Below are 18,823 nucleotides of genomic sequence, written 5' to 3'. Positions count from 1 at the left end.
GGACAACTATGAGTACATTCGAATCCGTAATCTGGCACGTATTAGGCTATAGCGCAATGCCCCTGATAATTTTGGGTGGTTTTGCCGCGGTAGCTGCCTTTTCCATTTGGATATTGGCTCTGGGCAAAGACAAAGAGCTATAACACAACAAAGCCACCTAAACGGTGGCTTTGTTTTAATCTGGATAACCGTCAGGATTGTTCGACTGCCATCGCCAAGAGTCTGCAGTCATTGATTGCAAATTTCTCGTCGCTTTCCAATCGAGGTCTTTCTCTGCTTTGCTCGGATCTGCCCAACATTCAGCAATATCACCACTACGTCTCTCAACGATTTTGTAGGGTACTTCCCTTCCAGATGCCTGCTCAAACGCATTGACCATTTCTAACACGCTATAACCATTACCCGTGCCAAGGTTGTACGTGTGCAGACCTGATTTTTTACCTAGGTGCTTAAGTGCCGCGATGTGACCATCACTCAAATCTAAAACGTGGATATAATCTCTTACACCCGTACCGTCTTTTGTCTCGTAGTCATCGCCAAAAACGGAAAGGAACTCGCGTCGCCCAATGGCCACTTGACTAACAAAAGGCATTAAATTGTTCGGAATACCCAGCGGATCTTCACCAAGTCGGCCACTTGGATGAGAACCCACCGGATTAAAGTAGCGAAGAAGCGTAATACTCCATTCTGGATTCGCCTTTTGAAAATCCGTTAAGCACTCTTCAACCATAAGCTTGCTTCGGCCATAGGGGTTTGTAGCACTAGTCGGAAAATCTTCTGTAATCGGTACACTCGCCGGATCGCCATAAACCGTTGCAGAAGAGCTAAACACAAGTGTTTTCACACCTACTTCCTGCATAGCACTTACCAATACTAGAGTACCGTTAACGTTGTTATCATAGTAGCGAAGTGGTAGCTCGACCGATTCACCAACCGCCTTCAAACCGGCAAAGTGAATCACTGCATCGATATTTTGCTGTTGGAAAATATCAACAAGCACTCGTTTATCTCTAACATCGCCTTCTATAAAGAGAGGTCGATGTCCAGACACTTCTTTAATACGGTCTAAAACTGACGATTTACTGTTACATAGGTTATCTAGAATAATGGGGTGATAGCCAGCTTCAATCATTTGAATACATGTGTGGCTACCTATATAACCTAATCCACCTGTTACCAGAATCCTCATAAGCTACCTAACTTGTTTTAACAAATAATTAGATACTTATAATACTACACCAACTGCAGTAAAACCGAACACCTAAGACGGTTCATCACACATAACAAAGCGACCTTTCCCGCTATTTTTGGCTTTATACATAGCAGTATCCGCCGCCTTAAGCACTTCGTCTAAACTGTCCTTTTGTCCGATACTGCAATGTGTTCCTATACTAGCACTCACTGTAACACACCGTTCTTTATACTTTATCGGTTGTTTGATCTGCTTAACCAAAGAAGATGATAAACGCATTACCTGCTCGCGTTCTGCATTGTTTAGCAAGATAACAAACTCGTCGCCAGACAGCCTCGCAACTAGATCTTGGCTAGCAACATTTTCTATTAACCTTAAGCTAACCTGTTTTAAAACTTCGTCCCCCGCGTCGTGTCCATAGCTATCGTTTATATTTTTAAATCCATCAAGGTCTATATAAAGTAACGCTAGGCGATTTGCTGAGTCTAACTTGAGATTTTCATCCAGTACGCGACAGAGCTTAGCTCTGTTTGCTAATCCAGTTAGGGAGTCGTGATGCGCTAAGTACTCCAACCTCTCCATCTCTTTCAGGTTAGATAGGTCTGATAAAATAAAGACTAGGTCATCTCCACCGGCGAAATCCTTGCTGGTAATCTTACTAACCTTTACAAACATAGGAACCAGATGACCGTTTTTATGCTTCTCCCAAATTTCCCCCTGCCACTGACCAAACTCATTCACTGATTCGACTATCTTTGGCATTAGCGAAACGAACTGTTGCCATTCTAGTACCTCTACTGGGCTTCGGTTGATCAAAAAGTCCGCTTGATAACCCAGCAACTCTGTAACCGCTGGGTTAATCATGGTGATTAAACCTTGCGCATTAATGACCATTAATCCGTCGTGGGCATTTTCAAATACGCCAGCTGCCAATCGCTGTTGAGCCAATGCGGCTTCAGTTTCGGTAATATCCTCAATAATAAAGAGAACTTGGTTGGCCTTGGTGAGTTTGGTTGAATTAATATTGAGCTGCTGGTGTTGACCAAACAGATCCGTAGTTTTGATGTTTAGTTGGTGAAGTTCTTCACCGCAAAAAAGCGCTTCTTCGATAGCAAAGGTATCAGCCTTTCCAAATAGGCTGAGTATATTCGACTTTGATAGAAATCCTCGCGTACATCTAAACATATCGCAACTGGCAGCATTGGCATGAACGATCTGTCCACGGTGGTCAACAACAATCAAAGCATGATTGACGGATTCTACAACTTCATTGACGAACGACTTCTCTTCTTCCAGCCTCTCCATAGTATGAGTAACTTGTTTCTCTCTCCGATCAAGACGAAGAAAAAGCGCATTGTACGCTTCGACTAAATCGCCAATTTCATCGTTAGCAACAGGCAAAATTGAACGACTGGATTCTTTGTTGTCCATAAAGGACCGTATTTGCTGATTCAGTGCATCAACGGGACCAATAATAAACTTGTCTACCGTGTAGTAGAGGATGAAAGACGCCAATAGTAACAGCGCTAAAAACAACATACTGTTCGTCACGGACTTTTGATAGATCATGTCCAGTGATTGCGATGATATGATGACTCTCAGGTGGGCGATATGATTGTTATCTATCGCAATCGGAACCTTCATGTAGATGTAGTTGTCGCCTACCGAGAAACCCTTTTGGTGGATCTCATTTCTCTGCCGTTCTGTAGGAACAGGAGCTGACGTCCCTTCCCTTTCATACATGGCAAACAACTGCTTGTCTTCGGTATACAACTTAACTCGCAACACTTGGCTATCAGCCGAAAAAGAACTGAGCACATCGGTAGCGTTTAAGCTATCGTTAAACAGCAGTGCGGTGTGAAGATTGAAAGCGATACCCTCGGAAAGTAACCTCACTTTACTGATCATATTTTCTCTTTCACGTTCAAACGACATCATCAACCCATAACCTTGGGAAAAAATGAAGATAAGAGCGATAAAGAGAGTAATTGGCAGGATCAGTTTACTTCTTAACGAAAGGCCATTGATAAACTTCATATGTATTTAAAAACCAGTTGGCAAAGGAGCATAGTCACATCGTTTTCCACTTGCTGCTTACTACTGATGCCTACCTCTCAAATTGGAAGACAAACAGTTTAGAACCTTGAAAGTTAATGCGATTCTTAACTTATCTAGCGATGTATATATAAGGTAAAACCGAGCTCAAATCCCAAACTGAGCCATCCATTACACTTATGTAATCATTAGCGGACAATAATATATATGAATTCGAGCGCACCGGTCTGAATTGTGCTTTAAACAATGAATCGGATCACCCTTATTGCCGCAAAAGGGTGGAAGCAAAAGTCCAACGCACTGTCGAGGTAGCTAAATCGATGAAAAATAGGGTAATAAGTCTCAATTGTGATATGGGTGAGAGTTTTGGGAGTTGGAAAATGGGGGCCGACGATCTTGCAATGCCTCATATCCAGATGGCCAATATCGCGTGTGGATTTCACGCTTCTGATCCCGACGTTATGGCGACAACGATCCAGTTAGCAGGAAAACACGGAGTTAAAATCGGAGCTCATCCCGGTTACCCTGATTTACAAGGCTTCGGAAGAAGAAGCCTACCAATGGACAGCCAAAGCATCACACATATGCTGACCTATCAAATTGGGGCGCTAAATGCATTATGCACTGCCTATGGACAAAAGATGGAATACGTCAAACCCCATGGCGCGCTATACAACGACATGATGCATGATGAACGTATCTTCACAGCTATTTGTAACGCTGTATCCCCATTTTCAGTACCTTTAATGATTCTTGCCACGGCCGACAACGAAAAGTTTCTAGACATTGCCGATGACTATGACATTCCACTCTATTTTGAAGCCTTTGCCGACAGGCGTTACCTATCTGACGGCAAACTCGCACCTCGGTCACTAAGCGGCTCTGTTATAGAAACAAGAGAAGAAATTCTTAATCAAGTGCTACAGATTGCCAAATATCAAAAAGTAGCAACGCTGGACAACTGTTTTATCCCTATTCAGGCTGACACTATTTGTGTACATGGCGATAATTTACAAGCAATAGAAGTAATCCAGCAAATTAAGAACGCGTTGGAGGCAATATGAATTATCGATACACCATAGACCCCGTCGCCGAGTGCTCGATACTCATTTCTTTTGAAGAACCAGTCAGCGTCGAACTGTCTGCCAACATAAGCGCGTTAACCAAACAGATTCAAGGGGAACTCGCACCATGGCTAATGAACATTACGCCATCTTATTCAACGATTTTAATCGACTATCTACCCCATAGAATCTCTGTTTTCGAACTTTGTCCCATTATTGAGTCCATTCTTGTTCAGGGGGTCAAAGAGACTTACGAGGCGACTGAAAAACCGATCATCGATTTACCAGTCTGGTACAACGAAGCCGTAGGGCCCGACTTGAAGCACTACATTGACCAAGACATCACTCTTGAAGAAGTAATCAAACTTCATAGTCAACCTGTCTACAATGTATCTGCGATTGGTTTTGCACCGGGGTTTGCATTTTTGAGCGGGGTTAGCCTCATTTGCAACGCCCGCGTTTAAGTCAACCTAGATATAAGGTACCTAAGGGCAGTGTGGCAATCGCAGATGCTAGCACGGCCGTTTATCCAGCGGAGTCCCCCGGAGGGTGGAACATTATAGGAAACTGTCCCATCGATCTATATGACCCTCAAAAAGACCCAATGATTCCATTTGAAGTTGGTAGTCGAGTAAAGTTTGTGCCAATCGACAAAGCGGAGTTTCTCAAATTAGGAGGGATAATCCCGCAAGAGGTGATCCAATGAACGCAATCAAAGTGATAAAACCCGGTCAGTTGTCGCTCATTCAAGATTTTGGTCGCTACGGTCTGGCCCAGTATGGCATTACTCAAGGTGGACCTGTTGATGATTACGCCTATTGTTGGGCCAATCATTTACTCGGAAATGAAATCAATTGCCCCTCTCTCGAAATCACCTTAGGGCAGGCAGAGTTTAAAATCCTTGCCAGTTGTCAATTGGCCATTGCAGGGGGAGATCTCAATGCGACACTCGACGGCCAACCCATCACCAATTGGTCTAGTTTTAAAGCGCTCAAAGATCAGGTATTAAGCTTTTCCCTACCCAGAAACGGTCTGCGAAGTTATCTTGCAATACGAGGGGGATTTAACCTACCGAGTCAGCTGGGAAGTGTGTCAAGTGTCGCTAAGGATAAGCTCGGCGGCTTTAATGCCGGTGCAGCAATTCAGAGTGGTGACCTTCTTCCATTTACTTCCCACAGTTTAGATAGCAAATCGGTACAACTCACTTTTCGCTACCAACCAGACTACAACCTACCCCTTGAACTTAGAGTCATCGAGGGATATCAAAGAGATGATTTTAGTGTCGCCAGTATGGAAAGATTCTATCGTTCTGAGTTTGTAATAAGCCAGCATAGCAATCGAATGGGCTATCGCCTTGAAGGCGACAGTATCAAACCACCTGTCGACGGTATTTTAAGTGAAGGCATTGCTCTGGGGTCAATCCAAGTCACTCCTGAAGGAAGCCCAATCATTATGCTGAATGACCGACAAACTATAGGTGGCTATCCCAAAATTGGCTGTGTAGCGAGAATTGATCTACCCAGATTGGCGCAAGGAAAACCCGGCCAATCTGTTACCTTTACCAAGGGTGATTTATTAGGGTTACAAGATGTTTGGTGTCAATGGGCGAACTTCTTTGGCTACTAAATACGTTCAGGGTAGAACTTAGCAAGCTCTTTAGGATAGCCTCGTTGAGTAGCCAATTCTTCCGCTCGACTTTCGATTTCCTGCGCGGTGAGTTTTAGCGTAACTGGGTGCAACTCTTCAATTGATTCACTTGAATATTGGTATAACTTCCAAGTACTAACCATCTTTCTCGCGGCTTCAAGTGCAGATGAGCCTTTTACCACTTCAACCCTTGCGTAATCATCTTTTTCAAAAGTCACGTCAGCGGAACGCAACGTATCATCTTGACCAGGGATTTGTTGAGCTCCGAAAAGCGGTGTCCCCAGCGGCGTTGCACTGGCATAGTCGGGGATCATCTGAGACATGTGAGCAATGGCTTTTCCCGTTCTCTCATTAGCCACTTGCTCAGTCCAACCTAGATTGATCTTGCGTTTCAAATGAGAAGGAAGAACGGGTTGAGAAGATTGCCCTGTCGAAGAAACTAACCCGTTTTCAAACAAGGTAATGTCTTTCGTCATGCCGTGCAGTTGGAAAACCCCATTGGGGTATGGCGTTAGCTGTGCCATACCTTTGGGCGTCCCTCTTTCACCGTGGAAGATCACCTCTGGCCAATATTGCTGTTCAGTATCCCAATGAGACACATAAGCAGCCTTAAACTCGACCAATCTATTACGGGGCTTTTCTACCATGTCATCTAAAGTGCCAGTGAGATAACCGCAAGCATTTACAAGATAATCCGCATGAAAAGTACTTTGATTGCCATCAGAGTCTTTAGTCGTCAATTCCCAAACTTCATTGTTTCGAACCGCTTTAATCAAGGAAGTATTAAAGTGTAGAGAACAATTAGACAGTGACTCAAAAGCGAGTGTCGCCGAAGCCGCCAGACGGAACACGCTCCAACCGTATTCTTGAACAGCGATAACAGGATATTTTAAGGCGTCTAAATCCGCACCGCTTGCAAAAGGAATCATCCAGTCATCAAAAGTTGACGGGCGCTCAGGTTGATCAAGCCCTATTAGCGCTTCAATCTCCGAGCGACTATAGGTTTTAAAGTAACTGCTAGGCTCGCCTAAAACCTTGTTTGCACTGTCTAGCTCAACTAGATCCTTATACGCTGTTTTAATCGTGTTAAGCCTTTCCAACAGTTCATTTGGCTCTCCACCGTCAGATAGCGGCGTTGCAATGATAGTCGGGCGCTCGTTAAGCGTGTGCGGAAACAGGCGAACAATATCGATGGATTGATGAAGCAATTCAATGCACTGTTGAAGAGATATCTCGCGGTATAAGTTACCACCAGCGTGTAAATGACAAATGGGAGGGCCATTGACAAGCGAATCGCGCTTTTCAATCAAACGTACCTGAACACCGAGTTCCGCCATGTGAAGCGCTGCCGTTGCACCAGCAACCCCACCGCCAATTACAGCCACTCTTGGTGCTAATCCCGATTTATTATTTTTCAACATTAACTCAGCTAATTCTTTCATTCCTAGCGTATTTTAGTAGTAAAACTCTGTTAAGAAAATCACATTTTTTTCATGGCTTTGGTTTCGTTTTTATGAATTTTTTTGAAGAAAAAAAAGCAAAAAAACGCTTGACTCAAATATTACTGAAGCATCAAAAACGGCAACTGTGAATAACAATTTGCTTCCATACTACACTACTACTGGCCTAGCGGATTATTTGCATTTATCAACAGGCCAAGTTATCCCAAACTTTATCCACTGTTTTTGTGGATAAGTGCATAACACCACTGTAATAGAGTTAGCCAAACGCTTTGTTTATAGGCACCAACAAGCGTTTGATTAAGCTGTTGACCACCAAGAACAGTGTGCATAATGTGAGCAATGGTAGCCCCACCCATAGCGAAACATGCCACCTAGGATCAAGTTCGAAACCGTACATCATAAGTGCCGCTACAACGAGTTCAGACCCCAGAGTTGCCACTAAACCAGCGATTACCGCCATTAAGCCATATTCCGCCCAAATCGTATTAGTCACGCGTTTTCGACTTGCGCCCAAAGTGCGATAGAGCTGAATTTCCTGCATTCGCTGGCTTAAGCTCAACCTAAGAAGCGTAAAGATCAGTAATAAACCAGCCACAACTCCAAGTGCTGCCAATAAGGTAATAGCCCATACTATCTGAGAGAGCAATTCTTGGATCTTTTCACCCATCGCCCTGATATCCATAAGACTTACCGTCGGATGTTGCCTTGACAGCGAACGTAAAACGTCGTCGTGTTGGTCAGACACTCTAAAGCTCACGAGATACGTCGACGGCAAACCTTTAAGAACATCTGGTGTAAAAATAAAGTAGAAGTTTGGCTTCATATCCCGCCACTCCACTTTTCTTATACTGTTCACCTTTGCCGACACTGTTTGACTGTTAATGACAAACTCCAAGGTGTCTCCTAAAGTAAGACCCAGCTCAGAAGCGATGTCAGACTCAACGGACACACCATCATCGGTCGTCCACGCACCGCTTAACACTTCGTTATAGTCTGGAATGCCCTCTCCCCAAGTGAAATTCAACTCACGCCTTAGTGCGTCACTCGCTTCTTCACCTGTCGCTCTCGACTTTGCCTCTTCACCATTAATTTGGGTCAGTCTGCCGCGAACTATGGGATAGGCCTCTGAACGCTCAATGTTGTTCTCGTCTATCACATTTAAATAGGCCTCTTTCTCATAAGGCGCGATATTAAGAGCAAATGCGTTTGGTGCATTCTCCGGTAGTGTACGTTGCCAGTCCGCTAAAAGATCAGTTCTCACTAGCCACATTATTGCCAATAACATCAAAGACAACGCAAGTGCGCCAAACTGAAGTCCAGTTGCCAAAGGCGTTCGATTAATACGACTAATGGCAAGTTTAAACGCGGTGGAAAGTGGTAAACGTGCAATAGCAGCGCTGATTGAAACGCTCAACCCAGCCAACACGACAAACAGGAGCACTATTCCGCCAAGTACCATCCAGACCAGCACATTGTCCCAATAGAGAACCACTAATGCGACAACCGGAAATAAAAGTAACCACAAGTAACGCTTTTTGCTGTTTGAAGCGTCCGGTTGCAACACGTTGACCGCTGAGACACTAAGCAGATTTAATAATGGGATACCTAACGCTGGAATCGCAATGAGTAAAGTAGTAAAGATGGAGTACAAGAATGGCTGGGCACCATAACTTGGCAGTGGATCGGGAAGCATATCTTTGAGGGGGATCCTCAATAAATTCTCTAGTCCAAAACCTACAATCAGCCCTACCACTACTGCGGCACTGATTAAAATTGTCACTTGTGTAGTTAACCACCGGCCTAGCCATGCTCTACTCGCACCCAGACTTTTTAACATCGCAATCGTCTTAGCTCTTGTCGACACATAATGCTGACATGTCAGTACTAAGGTGGTCGCCGCCATAATCACAACAATCGCTACAGAAAGCGAAAGATATTGTTGTGTTCTTTGGAATACGTCGTTGGTACGACTCGCGCTATTTTCATCGCGCCAGCGATCACTTGGAGTGAGTTCATACAGCTCTTTTAGCGCTTCTACTTGGCTTTGCTCTGCATTGATATACAAGTTGTATCGAACTCGGCTCCCCTCTTGAATCGCACCTGTCTCTTTAATACTGTCTAAGTGAATGTATACCGAAGGCATTTGTTGGAAAGGATTAAAGCTTAATCCCGGCTCTTCCAGTACTTTGCCACTAATAACAAAGTCTGCATCACCAATTGTGACAGCGTCACCGACTGCAACATTCAAATCGCTAAACAGCCTTTCGTCGAGCCAAAGTTCGTTTCTTTTTACGGAAGTCTGCAGACGTTTGCCATCAGATAGCCTCAACTCACCTCTCAAAGGAAACTGACTGTCGACGGCTTTGACCGTCACTAATTTCATACTTGCATCGCTAAACGCCATCGTCGCAAAGCGAGTTTGAGTTGATACATCTAGGTCCCGCTTTTCTACTCCTTTGAGTAAAACGTCGGGAATGGGATTAGATGACGTAAACAGAGTGTCTGCTGTTAACGCATCTTTACCCTGCTTAACAACCACTTGTTCCATTCTGGCAGCTAATGCGGTTAAAGCAAAAATACAGGCAATAATTAACGTCAATGCGATGGACACTGGCCACAATTGCCCATGGCGTATTTCGCTGACACTCCAATCTAGAAGGCGAAAGTTTAAATTTTTGCTTTGTTCCATGGCTACGCTTCCTCTAACTTACCTGCTTGAATCAGGAAACGTCGGTTACATCGATTGGCCAAATTCATATCGTGGGTTACCAACACCAAAGTCGTACCGTGTTGCTGATTGAGTTCAAAAAGAAGCTCTATCACTTTTTCCGCAGTATTCTGATCTAGGTTTCCCGTAGGCTCATCTGCAAAGAGGATCTTCGGTTGAATCATAAAAGCGCGAGCAAGCGCTACCCTTTGCTGTTCTCCACCAGACAACTGAGCTGGTGAGTGGTCTATCCTCTGTGCCAAACCTACCGATGTCAGTAACGCTTTGGCTCTCTCTCTATTTTCTCTCTCGCCGCGTAACAAGCACGGAAGAGTGACGTTATCTATTGCCGAAAGGCTGGGAATCAATAAAAAACTCTGGAACACAAAGCCAATCGATTCGCTCCGAATTTGAGCTCTTTGTTCATCATCCAGTTTGGATAAGGGCTTACCGAGAAGCACCACTTCTCCACGGCTTGGAGTGTCAAGACCCGCCAGCATCGTCATTAAGGTCGACTTCCCTGCTCCAGATGGACCTACAATCGCAACAGACTCACCGTCTTCGACGTCCATATTTACGTCTTCAAGGATTGTTAATTCTTCTCTATTGGTAGAAACTAGCTTAGAGAGTGATTCAACTTTTATAACAGGTGTTTGCATGTTCAGACGTTTTTCCTTAGTCATTTTATTACTAATTTCCGCAACTGCTCACAGCACGACTTTAATGGTTTTGGGGGACAGCTTAAGCGCAGGCTATCAAATGCCAATCGAAAAAGCTTGGCCAACCTTGCTCCCTTCAGTTCTTTCCGAACAAGGCAAACAAGTCTCCGTTGTTAACGCCAGCATTTCTGGAGATACCACTGGAAATGGATTAGATCGCTTGCCCTCGTTATTGGCAAAGCATCAGCCCGATGTGGTACTAATCGAACTGGGTGCCAATGATGGACTGCGCGGTTTTCCACCTAAAATTATCGAAAACAACTTATCGCATCTTATCACACTTATTCGCGCAGCAGATGCAGCACCAATTTTAATGCAAATACATGTTTTGCCTAACTATGGTAAGCGCTACACCGAGGCTTTCTCTAACATATACCCCAGCCTTGCAAAGACACTAGAAGTGCCGCTTATTCCTTTCTTTTTAGAAGGCGTCATTACTAATAAAGAGTGGATGATGTCAGACGGCATCCACCCAAAGTCCGAAGCACAACCTTGGATTGCCGATTTTGTTGCTAAAGAGCTAATAACCCACCTTTAATTATTCTGGCTCAATTTATTGCGTTTGGACTTTTAGTAACATGGGCGTAACGATGTGCCCACATTTAGGATCCAAACATGATCATTGAGCCAAATATTCAAGGCGTGGTTGCAAAAAATGCCCACCCAGAAGGCTGTGAACAGTCTGTACTTCAACAAATTGAGTACGTAAAACAATCCAATCCGATCAAGCATGGCCCCAAACGCGTCTTAATATTGGGCGCTTCTTCGGGTTTTGGCCTCGCTTCTCGTATTGCCTTAAGCTTTGGCGCATCTCAGTCAGACACCATAGGTGTATCTTTCGAAAGAGCACCCACTGCTGAACGCACCGGTTCTGCCGGATGGTACAACGACTATTACTTTAAGAAACACGCGCAAAAAGAGGGGCGAGTTGCGATTAATATTGCTGGCGACGCCTTTTCTAAGTCAATTAAAGAGCAAGTGATTGAGGCCATCGAAACCTACTTTGAAGGCGAAGTAGATTTGGTCATCTATAGCCTAGCCAGTGGTGTGCGCCCAAATGATGAAACTGGTGAGTTTTGGCGTTCAAGCATCAAGCCCATTGGTCAATCTGTTACTGGGGCGAGTATTATGCTCGACTCTGACACTTGGACAGAGCAGACTCTACCACCAGCTACAGAAGAAGAGGCACGTGCCACACTAAAAGTAATGGGTGGTGAAGATTGGGAAGCTTGGATAGATTCGCTTATCAACTCAGAATCTATCTCAGAAGGATGTAAAACCATCGCCTTCTCATACATAGGTTCACAACACACACATCCTATTTATCTCGATGGCACACTAGGTCGCGCAAAGGTCGATCTCCACCAGACCAGCCATTCGCTTAACCTTAAACTGGCTAACTTTTCCGGCGGTGCATACGCGACCGTTTGTAAAGCTCTAGTCACCAAAGCGAGTGTCTTTATTCCGGGTCTAACGCCCTACTTAACAGCCCTTTACAAAGTGATGAAGCAAAATGGCACTCATGAAACCTGTATTCAGCAAGTACAGAGACTCTTCACGACGAAACTCTATTGCGGTAGCGTAGTTCCCGTTGACGGAGAAAGGCTAATCCGTATTGACGACCTTGAATTGGATGCAAAAGTACAAGAAACCGTTGGCTCTATTTTGAGAGATATGAACGCAGATAACTTTGCCAAGCTGGGTGACTATGAGGGCGTTAAGCAAGAGTTTCTGCAACTCAATGGATTCGACTTTGAGCAAATCGATTACTCTCAGCCTTCAACGGCCGATTAGTCATTGAAACATCAGGCCTTACTGAAAAAAGACAAGTCTCTCAACTTGTCTTTTTCTCTGTGATTAATCTACTTCCCCAACAACAAACAGCAGGGTTTAATCACTTTTAGTGCTCGCAGATTCATCATTGAAGATGATTCAAACCCTTCTAAATCAATAACAGAAGCTATACTAAACGTGTGCGTGCGAAGGACTCGCTAATCGCAACCGACAGGGATATCGTATGTCAAAAGTACTCACTCATCAGCTATCCATTCCTAATGAAGCACAACAAGGCTGGCAAAACATAGTTAACTTGTTAGCAGAGATTGTTAATGTGCCCGCGGCTTTGGTGATGAGGTTACACCCAAAACACATCGAAGTGTTTAGCTGCAATAACAATGTGGCCCACCCATACAGCATCGGCGAACGCGAGCCACTAGACCAAGGGTTGTACTGCGAAACCGTTGTAGAGAGCCAACACCAACTGCTCGTTCCCAACGCAATAAAAGATCCACAATGGGAAAACAATCCCGATATCAAACTGGGGATGATCGCCTATTGTGGCCTACCACTTTCTTGGCCCAACGGCGAAGCCTTTGGCACCATTTGTGTGTTGGATACCAAAGAGAACCATTACAGTAAAACCTACCAAGATCTATTGTTGAGTTTTAAACAATCTATCGAGTCTCAACTCGCAACCCTTTACAAAAATGAGGAGTTAAAACTCCTCAATGCAGAGCTTAAATCTAGGGTTACAACGAGAACGCAAGATCTAGTTCAACTCAATTACTCCTTAAACTTAGAAATTGACAAACGACGGGCCGCCGAACAGCGTATTCAATATCAACAAAAACACGATCTAGGCACTGGATTTTTAAATAGAGCGGCCCTTGAATACCAGTGTCAAAACAGGTTTAGCCAGCTTGATTCAAAACAAGAGCTCGCCGCTATACACATCGCCTTTACCAATGGACGCCAAGTGCAACACAAACACGGACATGGAAATTGGGAGCGCGTCTTGATGTCATTCCGCGATCGAGTTGTAGCAAGCGTTAGTGACGATCTTCTCTTTGCTCGCCCTACTACCACAGACATCACCATACTAGTCGCAGGTAACCCTCAACAGCCAAGGCTGCTAAAGCTCTGCCAAACACTAGTAGATGTCAGTCACTCAGAGTATCAAGTGGAGCATGAAACCATACACCTTCATGCCTATATGGGCGTGGCAACCTCTGATACCGCCGAAAATGGGCACCATTTGTTAAAACAGGCTTCAGAAGCCATGCACGTCAGTAAAGATTCTGGCCATAAGTACAGCTTCTTTGCTAAAGGGGCTTCCGATGCTCACAAACACATCAGTCAACTTGAGAGTTATTTACTGCAAGCGGTCAGAAACGATGACCTGTTACTATACTTTCAACCCAAGGTGTCTCCCACTACTCATAGATGGACCGGTGCAGAAGCACTGCTTCGTTGGCGCCATCCACTTCTTGGTGATATTTCTAACGAAACCCTTATCCATCTTGCTGAGCAGAATGGACTTATCTTTGAAGTTGGCAGCTTTGTTCTGCGCAATGCCATTGAGAAAGCATCGGTTTGGGCCGAGCGTGTCAACGAGTTTAAAATCGCCATTAACCTTTCTGCTGTCCAGTTGAGAAACCCGCAGCTAGTAGAGCAAATTCGAGACTTACTCGATGCCTATCAACTCTCCCCTACGCATTTAGAGCTGGAGATAACAGAAAGCGGTCTGATAGCCGATGAAGTGATTGCTAGAAACACACTTTCCGCGCTGCACGATATTGGAATTACGCTCTCTCTTGATGATTTTGGCACTGGATACTCGTCGTTTAACTACCTCAAAAAGTTTCCCTTTGACGCGATCAAAGTGGATAAGAGTTTCATACATCAGTTAGACAAGTGCGAAGAAGACAAAGAGATCGTTCGCTCTATTATCAGCGTCGCAAAAAAATTAAATTTAGCGGTCACCGTTGAAGGTGTAGAGAATCAGTCTCACGAAGACTTTATCCTTGAACAAGGCTGTGAATATGGGCAGGGGTATTACTATGGAAAACCTATGCCTTGTGATGAGTTTGAATCGCACTTATACGATCAGCAGTTATCCAATCAACAAAAGATACGCTATCAGTAACATCGCCCTTTACTCACTGGCGATGGGTTCCTATAATCCTCGCCTTTAATACCCCTCTTTAGGACAAACCTTTTATGGATCTACTGATCGCAAAACTCAAAAAGCTCGAAAAACAAAACTACAGAGCATACCAACAAATCAAAGGTTCGTATGACTTTACCGACTTTGAACTGTTTTTCGATCACGTCCAATCGGACCCACATGCCAGTGCGTCCAGAGTAAGAGCGATTAGGCCTTGGTCAGTAACAGGATTGTCATGGCTCAAGGACTCGTCACAAGAGTTTCAGCAAGGCGCACGAGATTTTATTGCGCGGACTTTTGCCCGTTACGCCGCACAAGACAACCATATTAGTGTCGCTCTAACAGGGCAAACGGTTCTCGATTCTACTGCGGTGGTATTTACAGATCAGGGTATAGAGCTGCGCTTTAGGATCAATTTACCAGCCGATGGACGTTCCATACTCGCTAAAAAAGCGATTAACCTCATCACCTTTCACTTGCCCAAATACATTCGCAAAGCGACCCTTGAAAGAGAGTTAGACATCGCTGGATTAACAACACACTGTCACGCCATCGAGGATCAAGCCGCGCTTCGAGCTCAACTAGAAGAGAACGGCCTTTGTGCTTTTGTCGCTAATGGTTCAGTTTTACCTAGCTAGCGGGTAATAGCGACTTGCCGATGAAAGATGCTATTCCTTTTGTGTCCCCCGACTCTCTCGAAGTGACATTAGAAACTCCACACCAAGGCAAAATTGTGGGAATGGGCATTTCCAAAGGTATCACACTTATTGTTGGTGGTGGTTTCCACGGTAAATCGACACTGTTAAACGCGCTTGAAAAATCGGTGTACAACCATATACCCGGTGACGGCCGCGAGAACATAGTTTCTAGTACAGAGGCGGTAAAAATTAAGGCGGAAGACGGTCGTTGTGTTCACCACCTTAACTTAGAAAATTACATCAATCACTTACCGCAACAAGGCGACACCAGTGACTTTAGTACACAAGACGCATCGGGTTCGACGTCTCAGGCGGCTTGGTTGCAAGAATCTGTAGAAGCTGGCGCTTCAACACTACTGATTGATGAAGACACGTCCGCCACCAACTTTATGATTCGAGACCGCAGAATGCAGGCTTTAGTCAGTAAAGGGGACGAACCAATAACCCCTCTTGTTGATCGCATTGGGCAACTACATAGCGACTTGGGGATTTCTACTATTGTTGTCATGGGCGGTTCAGGCGACTATTTTGACGTTGCAAATACGGTTATCCAGATGCACGACTACCAGCCAATTGATGTCACTTTGAAAGCAAAAGAGGTGGTTACTCAGTTCCCAACTGGTCGCGAAAATGATAGTGAAAGTGCGTTAAAAACCTTTAAGCCACGCTCATTCAATGCAAACTGCCTACAATCCATTTTAGCGGATGGTAAATATCGAATTAATGCAAAGGGATTACACTCACTTCGATTTGGGAAGGAGTTCGTCGATCTCTCTTCTCTAGAACAGCTTGAATCTGACAGTGAAGTTAATGCAATAGGTTGGCTGTGGTTCTTATTGGCACAACAACCCAGCTGGAATAGCAATCCCTCTAAGGCCTTTGCACAATTGTTGGATAGCCCGAACTGGTATGCGGCAATGCCCGCCCAGGGAGACTTAGCAAAGCCAAGAGTCGTTGATGTGATGGCTGCTCTAAACCGAATGCGAAAATCACAATTCAAGGTAAATCACTAGAATAACTGCTTCAAAACGGGTATACAGGAGAAGTGTTAACTGCTTGTATACCTATTTATGTCTTTTCAGCTCGAAACCTCTAGGTTGATTCTCCGCGATTACCATTTAGATGACACTCACCAATACTTTCAGCAGTGTCAGGACCCGAAGTACCAACGCTTTTATCCCGAAAAAGATTACAGCGAAGAAACTTGCTCTTACTTGGTATCACTCTTTACCGAACAGGCGTCTGAACAGCCCCGAAAGAGCTACCATCTCGCCATCATCGATAAGGTTACCAATGAATACCTAGGCATTGCCGGTTTGCGTTTGGAAGACGAGAAACAAGCTTCAGTTGGCTGTGGTTTAAAACGAGACGTCCAAGCATCTGGACTGGCCGAAGAAGCAATGTCGGCACTTGTCAGTTATGGATTTAACACACTTGGTGTTCACCGAGTTTATGCAGAGACTATTTCGGACAACAAAGCCGCCATCAGGTTATGTCGCAAAGTCGGTATGCGTCGTGAGGCGGAGTTTTTGGAAAACAGATACTTTAAAGGGCGATGGTGGAGCACTACGGTTATGGCTTTACTCAGCAGTGAGTTTAATGCCGCAAAACATTCCACGCCTCGCAAAGCACTCTAAATCTATCGCTGTTGCCATTTTCTCTATCCGGATGCCACTTTAACGCCAGTTTACGCCACGTTTTTCTTATCTCTATTTGGGTTGCGTCTTGTGGTAGTTCAAACAAAGACAGGGCTTTTGCTCTGTCCATATCTTTTCCGTTAGTACTGCCCACAAACTCTCGATAACGCGTCCAAAACTGATTGAGTAAGCGCTTGACTTCCCCTTCCTCAGCTTCGTAGTTATGCCACTGTGTGTAATAGTCTCTTAGAGGATCTTCAAGATCGATACAGTGACCTGCTACGTGATGGGAAGACATAAGCGTGATATCCATCGCTTCGACTTGCAGCCAGTTGTCTGGATAAAGAGTCTCTTGTAACTGGTAGAGAGCATTCATAATTAAAAAGTTTCTCTTAAAGAGATCTTTTTCCGGCTTAACGTCAAGTATGGGTATAAAGCCCAACTCACCTAAATGGGAGGCCAGTGTGTGTACTTTCCATCCAGAGGGTTGTTTACGCAATACTTCTAACATGGGCCAAAGAAGTGGATTTTCCATGTATTGCTGAAACTGTGCAGCTAATCCTTGATGCTCACTCATACCAATTCACGTTAAACTTTTTTATTAATTCAAAGCTAAGTCGGCCTATTTGTCGAGCACCAAATTAGTTCAATCCACTAAGAATTGATCTTGTAGGCAAAAATAAAGGCCAACGATCTGTTGGCCTTGCATTCGTTAAATTACTCCTAGTTCCTTCAACCTTTCCATCAGATAACTATCAGCAGTATATCTGTCTGACAGTACTACCTCTGGTTTCGGATGTAAGAAAAGTGGAAGTGAAATACGAGAGTGCCGTTGGCGCTTACCTGACGGATTGATCACTCTATGTGTCGTAGACGGGAAGTAGCCCCCAGAGGCTTCCTGTAACATGTCCCCAATATTGATAATCAAACTACCGAAATCACAAGGCACATCTAGCCAGCTGCCGTCTTTATTTAGCACTTGTAGCCCCGGTTCATTTGAAGCGGGTAAAACGGTTAATAGATTGATGTCTTCATGGGCAGCTGCTCGGATTGCTCCCGGTTCTTCATCACCTGTCATCGGCGGATAGTGAAGCACGCGCAATAACGTTTTATCGCTTTCTCTAATCATCTCTGAAAGCGCAACAGAAAACTTATCTTGTACTTCTTTAGGTGCATGTTGCTCAACCCAGCCCAATAGAGTTTGTGCAAACTCATTTGCTCTTTTGTAGTAGTCCAGTATCTCTTCTCTTAATTCGTTGGGAATTTGTCCCCAAGGGTAGATATGAAAGTACTCTTTTATGTCTTTAACTGAATGGCCTTTGGCGATTTCTGAAACCTCTGGTGGAAAATAGCATCCTGAGTCTCGACATTGTATGAAAACGACGTTTTTCTATCGCTGTTAAAGAACGCTTGCCAGTTTTCGTATATTGATTCGACTAACTCTTTCGGAATGGGATGGTTTTTAAGCACGCCAAACCCAGTTTCTCTTAGAGATTTTACAAACTGCTCAGCGGCATTGTCAGCAAGGTAGTCCACGGTTTCCAGTTTCATGACTTTATCTTTCTTTGTTTGTTATTGGGCGAATGAGTTTAGGTAGTCGGTTCGCTTTAATCAAACCTTCATCTAAGGTTAGTTCAGTCATAACGAGAGTTTGTGATAAATTGCTAACAATCAACACGGTTAGTTACCAACAAT

At 44.4% G+C, this 18,823-nt stretch carries 13 protein-coding genes and 3 pseudogenes; 9 read left to right on the top strand and 7 right to left on the bottom strand.

What is annotated here, in order from left to right:
• Positions 1-8 precede the first annotated feature (8 nt).
• On the top strand, positions 9-143 hold the full coding sequence (locus tag BLO31_RS11555; RefSeq protein WP_070966292.1) for a TIGR02808 family protein: 135 nt from the start codon (positions 9-11) through the stop codon (positions 141-143).
• A 32-nt stretch (positions 144-175) separates the two neighbouring features.
• Here BLO31_RS11555 and galE read toward each other — a convergent pair whose 3' ends face one another.
• Both galE and BLO31_RS11545 read right to left on the bottom strand, forming a co-directional pair.
• Positions 176-1,189 carry a UDP-glucose 4-epimerase GalE gene (gene galE / locus BLO31_RS11550; RefSeq protein WP_070966287.1) on the bottom strand — a complete coding sequence of 338 codons (1,014 nt, stop codon included), beginning with the start codon at positions 1,187-1,189 and terminating at the stop codon, positions 176-178.
• A gap of 72 nt (positions 1,190-1,261) precedes the next feature.
• Positions 1,262-3,229: a sensor domain-containing diguanylate cyclase gene (locus BLO31_RS11545; protein ID WP_070966284.1), complete on the bottom strand. Its 1,968-nt coding sequence runs from the start codon at positions 3,227-3,229 to the stop codon at positions 1,262-1,264.
• Between the two features lie 338 nt (positions 3,230-3,567).
• Here BLO31_RS11545 and BLO31_RS11540 point away from each other — a divergent pair, with 338 nt between their 5' ends.
• The 3 genes and pseudogenes from BLO31_RS11540 (at position 3,568) to BLO31_RS11530 (ending at position 5,937) form a co-directional block, all read left to right on the top strand.
• A complete protein-coding gene (locus BLO31_RS11540) occupies positions 3,568-4,311 on the top strand; it encodes a 5-oxoprolinase subunit PxpA (protein ID WP_070966675.1) in 744 nt (247 codons plus the stop codon).
• Positions 4,308-5,017: pseudogene (locus tag BLO31_RS11535) on the top strand (5-oxoprolinase subunit B family protein). Before BLO31_RS11540 ends, BLO31_RS11535 begins: the two are co-directional and overlap by 4 nt.
• A complete protein-coding gene (locus BLO31_RS11530; RefSeq protein ID WP_070966280.1) occupies positions 5,014-5,937 on the top strand; it encodes a 5-oxoprolinase subunit C family protein in 924 nt (307 codons plus the stop codon). Before BLO31_RS11535 ends, BLO31_RS11530 begins: the two are co-directional and overlap by 4 nt.
• Here the strand turns inward: BLO31_RS11530 and BLO31_RS11525 are convergent.
• From BLO31_RS11525 to BLO31_RS11515, 3 genes are all read right to left on the bottom strand, one after another.
• Positions 5,934-7,379, bottom strand: a complete 1,446-nt coding sequence (locus tag BLO31_RS11525) for an FAD-dependent oxidoreductase (RefSeq protein ID WP_070966672.1) — start codon at positions 7,377-7,379, stop codon at positions 5,934-5,936. The two genes, BLO31_RS11530 and BLO31_RS11525, sit on opposite strands and share 4 nt — an antisense overlap.
• A 298-nt stretch (positions 7,380-7,677) precedes the next feature.
• Positions 7,678-10,110: an ABC transporter permease gene (locus tag BLO31_RS11520; RefSeq protein ID WP_070966276.1), complete on the bottom strand. Its 2,433-nt coding sequence runs from the start codon at positions 10,108-10,110 to the stop codon at positions 7,678-7,680.
• A gap of 2 nt (positions 10,111-10,112) precedes the next feature.
• Positions 10,113-10,787, bottom strand: a complete 675-nt coding sequence (locus BLO31_RS11515) for an ABC transporter ATP-binding protein (protein ID WP_070966272.1) — start codon at positions 10,785-10,787, stop codon at positions 10,113-10,115.
• Between BLO31_RS11515 and tesA the strand changes: the two genes are divergently transcribed.
• The 5 genes and pseudogenes from tesA (at position 10,786) to BLO31_RS11490 (ending at position 17,128) form a co-directional block, all read left to right on the top strand.
• Positions 10,786-11,385 (top strand): multifunctional acyl-CoA thioesterase I/protease I/lysophospholipase L1, encoded by a 600-nt coding sequence (gene tesA / locus BLO31_RS11510; protein ID WP_070966268.1) that lies wholly within the window; start codon positions 10,786-10,788, stop codon positions 11,383-11,385. The two genes, BLO31_RS11515 and tesA, sit on opposite strands and share 2 nt — an antisense overlap.
• Before the next feature lie 77 nt (positions 11,386-11,462).
• Positions 11,463-12,641, top strand: a complete 1,179-nt coding sequence (gene fabV / locus BLO31_RS11505) for an enoyl-ACP reductase FabV (protein WP_070966265.1) — start codon at positions 11,463-11,465, stop codon at positions 12,639-12,641.
• Between the two features lie 223 nt (positions 12,642-12,864).
• Complete coding sequence (locus BLO31_RS11500) at positions 12,865-14,772, top strand: sensor domain-containing phosphodiesterase (protein ID WP_070966262.1); 1,908 nt, start codon at positions 12,865-12,867, stop codon at positions 14,770-14,772.
• A 74-nt stretch (positions 14,773-14,846) separates the two neighbouring features.
• Positions 14,847-16,504: pseudogene (locus BLO31_RS11495) on the top strand (P-loop domain-containing protein).
• A 57-nt stretch (positions 16,505-16,561) separates the two neighbouring features.
• On the top strand, positions 16,562-17,128 hold the full coding sequence (locus BLO31_RS11490; protein WP_070966259.1) for a GNAT family N-acetyltransferase: 567 nt from the start codon (positions 16,562-16,564) through the stop codon (positions 17,126-17,128).
• On the opposite strand, the gene BLO31_RS11485 is transcribed toward BLO31_RS11490, so the two are convergent.
• Positions 17,088-17,705, bottom strand: a complete 618-nt coding sequence (locus tag BLO31_RS11485) for a DNA-J related domain-containing protein (protein WP_070966255.1) — start codon at positions 17,703-17,705, stop codon at positions 17,088-17,090. The genes BLO31_RS11490 and BLO31_RS11485 overlap by 41 nt on opposite strands.
• Before the next feature lie 135 nt (positions 17,706-17,840).
• Positions 17,841-18,679: pseudogene (locus tag BLO31_RS11480) on the bottom strand (isopenicillin N synthase family dioxygenase).
• Positions 18,680-18,823: the final 144 nt, after the last annotated feature.

The sequence above is a fragment of the Vibrio sonorensis genome (assembly GCF_001854765.1).
GTDB lineage: Bacteria > Pseudomonadota > Gammaproteobacteria > Enterobacterales > Vibrionaceae > Vibrio > Vibrio sonorensis.
This window is presented reverse-complemented; position numbering and strand designations above follow the sequence as displayed.